The 6,106-nt window shown below is 49.9% G+C and carries 7 protein-coding genes; 1 reads left to right on the top strand and 6 read right to left on the bottom strand.

What is annotated here, in order from left to right; genetic code table 11:
* Positions 1-197 precede the first annotated feature (197 nt).
* The 4 genes from MiSe_RS33635 to cpcB all read right to left on the bottom strand — a co-directional run bounded on the left by MiSe_RS33635 (position 198) and on the right by cpcB (position 3,641).
* Positions 198-1,049 carry a phycobilisome linker polypeptide gene (locus MiSe_RS33635; protein ID WP_226588320.1) on the bottom strand — a complete coding sequence of 284 codons (852 nt, stop codon included), beginning with the start codon at positions 1,047-1,049 and terminating at the stop codon, positions 198-200.
* Positions 1,050-1,561: 512 nt separating this feature from the next.
* Entirely contained in the window at positions 1,562-2,374 is an 813-nt protein-coding gene (locus MiSe_RS33630; protein ID WP_226588318.1) for a phycobilisome rod-core linker polypeptide, read from the bottom strand.
* A 150-nt stretch (positions 2,375-2,524) separates the two neighbouring features.
* On the bottom strand, positions 2,525-3,013 hold the full coding sequence (gene cpcA / locus MiSe_RS33625; RefSeq protein WP_226588316.1) for a C-phycocyanin subunit alpha: 489 nt from the start codon (positions 3,011-3,013) through the stop codon (positions 2,525-2,527).
* 109 nt (positions 3,014-3,122) lie between these two features.
* Positions 3,123-3,641, bottom strand: coding sequence for a C-phycocyanin subunit beta (gene cpcB / locus MiSe_RS33620; protein WP_226588314.1), 519 nt, complete (start codon positions 3,639-3,641; stop codon positions 3,123-3,125).
* A 374-nt stretch (positions 3,642-4,015) separates the two neighbouring features.
* On the opposite strand from cpcB, the gene MiSe_RS33615 reads away from it, so the two are divergent.
* Positions 4,016-4,228, top strand: coding sequence for a ribbon-helix-helix domain-containing protein (locus MiSe_RS33615; protein WP_226588312.1), 213 nt, complete (start codon positions 4,016-4,018; stop codon positions 4,226-4,228).
* A 165-nt stretch (positions 4,229-4,393) separates the two neighbouring features.
* Here the strand turns inward: MiSe_RS33615 and MiSe_RS33610 are convergent, their stop codons facing one another.
* Both MiSe_RS33610 and MiSe_RS33605 read right to left on the bottom strand, forming a co-directional pair.
* On the bottom strand, positions 4,394-5,146 hold the full coding sequence (locus tag MiSe_RS33610) for a phycoerythrobilin:ferredoxin oxidoreductase (protein ID WP_226588310.1): 753 nt from the start codon (positions 5,144-5,146) through the stop codon (positions 4,394-4,396).
* A gap of 105 nt (positions 5,147-5,251) precedes the next feature.
* Complete coding sequence (locus MiSe_RS33605) at positions 5,252-5,986, bottom strand: 15,16-dihydrobiliverdin:ferredoxin oxidoreductase (RefSeq protein ID WP_226588308.1); 735 nt, start codon at positions 5,984-5,986, stop codon at positions 5,252-5,254.
* Positions 5,987-6,106 lie beyond the last annotated feature (120 nt).

Genomic DNA, 6,106 nt, shown 5'->3' with positions numbered 1-6,106 from the left:
AGAGCCTCCCTAACACCGGAGGCAGAGCCTCCCTAACACCGGAGGCAGAGCCTCCCTAACACCGGAGGCAGAGCCTCCCTAACACCGGAGGCAGAGCCTCCCTAACACCGGAGGCAGAGCCTCCCTACCTCGTACCCAGGCTCCAGCCTGGGTACGAGGTAGTAGAGGCTCTGCCTCGCTTCATTAACTATTAAAGACTACAGCGGCGTGATGCTGGAAATCTTGCCACCTTCGCGCTGAACGCGCTGCATGTAATCCGATAGCTGATCGTAGGGGATGACTACGGCTTTGTTGCTGCGGCGCACGCGCGGATACTGGGGTGTCAGCAGGGCAGTCACTTCTACCCGGTATAGACGGCGATCGCCATAGATGGTGGAGCCACCAAACGCGCTGTTGGGTGTGTTGCCCTTTGTGGAGGGACGATAGCCAAAGCCGGGGCTACCCGGTGCTAACACGGGGGTTGCAGAATTCCGCCCTAACTCTGTAGCCAGGTGGGGAGCGTTACCGCCAAACTGAGCGCCATCGCTATTTGCATAGCCGCGATACAGCTGGAACATGCGGCTAAATCCTACCGTTTTCTGCCCTGTTTGAGTGTTGAATCCGCGATAATACGGCACAATATTTTCCCCAAAGTTCACCTGATATTCGGGTGAATCAATGTAGGAATCAATGTCGGCGTCGTAGCCCTTGTTTTGATACAAGTCCAAGTGATAGATGATTTCCGACTCATCATAGGGTGCCCTACCCAACAAGTGCTTATAATTCAACTCGATGGTGCGGGTTTGGAAACAGTTGTACAAAAACTTTTTCTTGTACAGTTCCGATTTCGCCACCTGCCGGACAAATTCTTGCACTGTAATTTTGCCGTTTCCCAGCAGCGATTCAATACTCTTTAGCCGATCCGCTGCCATTAAATGGTCGTTGCCCAGCAACTGACGATAGACAGATGCAATCACTTTCGGGGCATCTGCCAAACTACGCAGTTCCACGGGGGACACATCGCTAAAAGCAGATGTTCCAAGCCGGGAGGCTTCTGCTGTAATAGCCATTCAAAAAATCTCCTTGTTATTCACAAATGAGTTATATCGCTTCCGTTTACTTAGTCATGGTGACATCCTCCCCAACCCATGGCGGAAGGGGCTTCCCAACCTCACGATAGGGCTTTCCTGGATCAACGCCACTGACCTAGATCGATTCCTATGACTGTTTCCCCGGCAGACCGACTCCCACAGGCGGTTTCCTTTCCGCCGTGTCCAGGCGTACTACTGACAAAACGAACTTTGAATCCTATGAGTACAATTCCCGAACTTTGGAGGTCCCGGCAATGCCTGACTTTCACTCTCAATCGGCGGGCTGCGAACCAATACAAGTATCCCGCAAAAGTTCGTTTGAGCTAAGAGAGATAGGGGATCCCTCCTTCGAAGCACCATCCCCACCGCACAGGCGGATGGGCAATTCCGCGAGGTTAGTTAAACGGAATCGATATTAGCGATCGCTACTTATTGTGCGTTGCAGTTAAATAGCGATCGCTCACAACCGCACTATGACATTTGCACATCGCTTAAGAAAGCGTGATGCTCATTACCTTGAAGCCCTTACGATTCAGTTGCTGCAACTTGCTAGACAGTTGCTCGAAGGGAACAACAACTTCGCTAGTCGCGCGTCGGAGTACTGCCGAGTTGGCAGAAGGTGGTTGCATTATTTGCAGTCGGTAGGTACTGCTGCCACGGCTACCACTCGAAACGCCAGTCAAAGAGCGGCTAGAAGCTGGGTAGATCGGTGACGCCAGATTTTGAATTACTTCCCGCGTCAGCTTGCCTTGATTTTGTTGTTGGCCGCGATCGCTACTAGAATAGCCCCGGAACAGTTGGAACATGCGGCTAAAGCCGACATTTTTCTGACCAACTTGTGTTTGAAAGCCCCGATGGTAGGGGACTATATTTTCACCAAAATTCTGTTGATATTCGTCGCTGTCAAGGTAGGAATCAATATCTGCCTCAAACCCGCTCGCATCCAAAATTTGGCTGTGAGCGACCATTTCACTGTAGTCGTTTGGAGCGCGACCAAGCAGATGCTTGAAGTTTAGTTCAATCGTGCGGTAACGGTAGCAATTGTTAACAAACCGCCAACGGTAAAAATCCGACTTAGCAACTTGCCGCACAAACTCGCGCACTGAAATTTCGCCGCGCTTAAGTTGGGATTCAGGAACAACGAGCCGCTCGCTTTCCATTATGTAAGAATTGCCCAATACCTGTTTATAGACAGCGCGGATCGCCACATCAACATCTTCTGAATTGCGTTCCGGCGTCAGTTCTATTGATGCTGACGTTTCGCTCGGTGCAATCCCCAGTCTTTCTCCCGCTAAAATCGCCATTTTTGCTTTTCCTTTTCAACTGCCAACGTGACAACGTTTCCAAGGCTAACTAACTTACTCCTGAATAAAACTGCCCGGTAAGCTGAACAACTCCTCGCCTATTCAGCGCTTAGCTGCTCACCTTACCGGGCTAAGGCTAAGCTAAATTCGTTAGCTCAGAGCGTTGATCGCGTAGTCGATGTAGGAGTTTGCTTCTACAGCGGCATCGCCACTCAGACCGTGGTTAGCTTTAATGTGCTTGAGAGCTTCAACATACCAGCTGGGAGACAGTTCAAAGGTGCTGTTGATTTCAGCCAAGCCGGAGATCAAATAATCATCCATTGGGCCTGTGCCGCCTACAACTAAGCAGTAGGTGACCATGCGGAGGTAGTAGCCGATGTCGCGTACGCACTTCGCTTTACCAGTTGCGGTAGAAGCGTAGTTAGCGCCTTGCATCGAGGTGGTGTAGGGGAACTTTGAGTACACCGCATTGGCTGCACCTTCAGTCAGAGATTGAGCCTTGCTGGTCAGAGCTTTGGCAGCTTCCAAGCTAGCGCTAGCTTGGCGGAAACGACCAAAAGCAATTTGGATTTCGGTGCTGCTTAAGAAACGACCTTGAGAATCGGCGGCTGCAACTGCTTCAGTGAGGGGGGTTTTCATTGATTTGGTATCTCCCTATTGTTTTACAAAGTTTTAGTTCAAACAGAGTTTGCCATTTGTCTTTGGTCATTTGTAACTTTTATGACCCGCGACTAATGACGATAGTTGATTAAGCAACTGCTGAAGCAGCGCGATCGAAGTAGCTAGCAACTTCTGCCATCAGAGCGCTGCAATCGCCTCTGGTGATACCGTTGGGGTCGCCAGCAATTGCTACAGCTGCATCTTTCATTTTTTGCACGCCTACTGATACAGAAGCACCGGGGGTTCCCAACGCCAAGTAGGTTTCTTTCAGACCGTTCAAGCAACGATCGTCTAGTACGCTAGCATCTCCAGCGAAAATTGCGTAGGTAACGTAGCGTAAGATGATTTCCATGTCCCGCAGGCAAGCAGCCATCCGACGGTTGGTGTAAGCATTGCCGCCAGGAGCGATCAGCTGGGGTTGTTCTGCAAACAGAGCGCGAGCTGCATTAGCAACAATCGCAGAGGAATTGCTGGTGATGCGGTTCACAACATCTGCACGCTTGTTGCCATCTGCAACCATTGCGCTCAGGGCATCGAGTTGAGCGTTGCTCAGGTATTCACCCCGTGCGTCAGCTTGAGAAACAACCTTAGCAAATGCATCTAGCATGATTTTTGATCTCCTAATTGGGTTGTTTGAGTTACGATCTGGTCTTACAACCGATTTGAGTTGTAAGTGATTTTTGCCTGCCTGGGCAGCTTTGAAAGGTTTGCTTGTTTCAAAATGTTACTCACTTTGCAACATTCTGTAACCAATCTGATAACACCTCCAACTGAGGTTGAGGCGCTCACAAGTCTCGCAGAACAATCGTTGAGCTTGCGCGCATCCGTCTCTTTTGCCTTTCCACATTCTTTATACAATGAGAAGGTGCGTTTTGTTCGTTACGAATTATTAACAATGTTTTGTTACAAACGGTAACAAACCAGATGCTGTCGAGCTTTTAAGCTTGGCAATAGGTACCACAGTTACATCACTTTTGCACCGTGCCAAAGAAGAAAAGTAGGCTAAACGTTTCATTGGATGACCTGGAAAGGGAGAAGCTGGAGAAGCTCGCCGAAGAAGCGGGACTCTCCTTATCTCGCACGATCGCTCAATTAATTCGCAAAGCCAAAGTTAACAAGATGACGGGCGACGCGGGGACAAGGGGACAAGGGAGAGCGGGGGAAGAAGACGCTCCTGACGCGGTGACGCGGTGACGCGGGGGAAGAAGACGCTCCTGACGCGGTGACGGGGTGACGCGGAGAGACTTGTTGAAACATTCTTCTTGTCCCCGTGTCAGGAGCGTCCCATGTCAGGAGCGTCAGGAGCGTCAGGAGCGTCAGGAGCGTCAGGAGCGTCTTCCGTTGCTCTCTTTTGTCTCTTCAAGACAAACTGCATTCTGCCAGCTTTCGCTCCAGGTCAAACAGAAAGCCGTGAATGTATTCCTCTGTCCACTCTTCCCCGTAGAAACGCCTGAACATGCCCCGTGCGGGGTCTTTCTCCGCCCGATAGCGCAGGTAGCGCAGTTGCGCCTGCTCGATGGCTGCCAGGGATTGAGCATCCGTCACGGGTTCTGCCTGTTCGACAAAATCCAAATATGCCTTGAGGTAATCCTTAAACGCCGCGAACACGTGGGTTTCCACCACAGTTGTTTCCTGGGGGCGAGTCCAAAGGAACGCAGGGGAGAAAAAAGGGCGGGCTTCTTCTGGGAAATCTCCGCCCCAAGGTAGATGCGGCTGATATGCTTGGAAGATGGGCAAAATCGGCGTAGTGTATTTTGCCTGATAATCCGGATCGTCCCGGAACAAAGGTTGCATATCCAGGGCAATTAAGTGTCCTCCCGGCAAAGTTACCAGATCTGCCCCAAAAAATGGCAGATCGTAGTTCAGTTGGGGAAAAATGACGAAATTGAGAACTTGGAGGGATTGACCACCCTGGACGTGAGCTGCCCGAATCTGTCGCAATTTCGGTGCAGTAAAACCATGACTGGTGGTGACGACTTCCTCCTGATGCTTGCCCTTGCCTGTAATCGCGCTTTTGTACTCGAACCCTTCTGGGATGGGATAGGAACCCAGGTCTAAGCGCGATCGCATATAAGACGTCGCATAATCCAAAAACGGTTGATATAGAGTCATAGGTAATGGGTAATTGGTAATGGGTAATTGGTAATAGGTAATGGCAGCAACAAGTAGCGATTAGCAATTAGCAATTAGCTATTACCAATGACCAAACGACCATAACTACTTTTTGCCAGCACTGACTGCTAACGGCATCGCATCTTCAAACAAAAACTCATAGAGAAAGCGTTCTGCCCATTCATGACCGAAGTAACTGCTGAACAGTCCACTTGCCGGATCGCGCTCCGCACTATACTGGTCGTAGTCTTTTTGGGCTTTGACGATGCGCTGAATGTCTTCTGGATCTGTGAGGGGTTTCGCCTCATCTAACAGTTGCCAGTACAAATTCAAATAGTCCTTAAACGCTGCAAATAGGCGCGTCGCAACAGTTTCGGCATCAGTCTTGGCAAACAGCAGATATTTGGAGAAATACTGATTCGCATCGTAAAATTTCATCTCCAAGCCTTGTGCCAGATCCGGGTATTTAGCGTGCAGCGATTGCAGTGGTTCGATGTACTGGCGCTGATACGCTTCATCCTGAAACAAAGGCTGAAAGTCTAGCACTACCAGATTTTTGACTTTCCCGAACGAGAGAAAGTCTACTCCCAACAGCGGTAAGTCGTAATGATGGCTGGGGTAAATGACGCTGTTGAGAATTTGGGCGCTAGCCCCCGCATCAATGTAGGTATAGCGAATTTTCCTCAATTCTGGACACTTGTAGCACCAGCTTTGGATTGTTGCTGGATTTTTGCCGCGATCGCTTACCTTATACTCCAGCCCCGCAGGGATTGCGCGATCGCATAAATCGAATCTGTTAAATAATTCGCTTTCTAAATGTTCCAGGAAGGGCTTGTACATTGAGCTTGACCCATCTTTTAAGACTTCCTCTGACAATAGGGGATGGGGAAACACCCTGTCCCATTTCTGCCCCAGGATGTAACAAATTTTAACCTGTTGCGCGAGAAGTCTCCCGCCTGA

The sequence above is a fragment of the Microseira wollei NIES-4236 genome, assembly GCF_020521235.1.
GTDB classification, from domain to species: domain Bacteria; phylum Cyanobacteriota; class Cyanobacteriia; order Cyanobacteriales; family Aerosakkonemataceae; genus Microseira; species Microseira wollei.
Note: the sequence above shows the minus strand (reverse complement) of the source record. Positions and strands in the feature narration are given on the sequence as shown.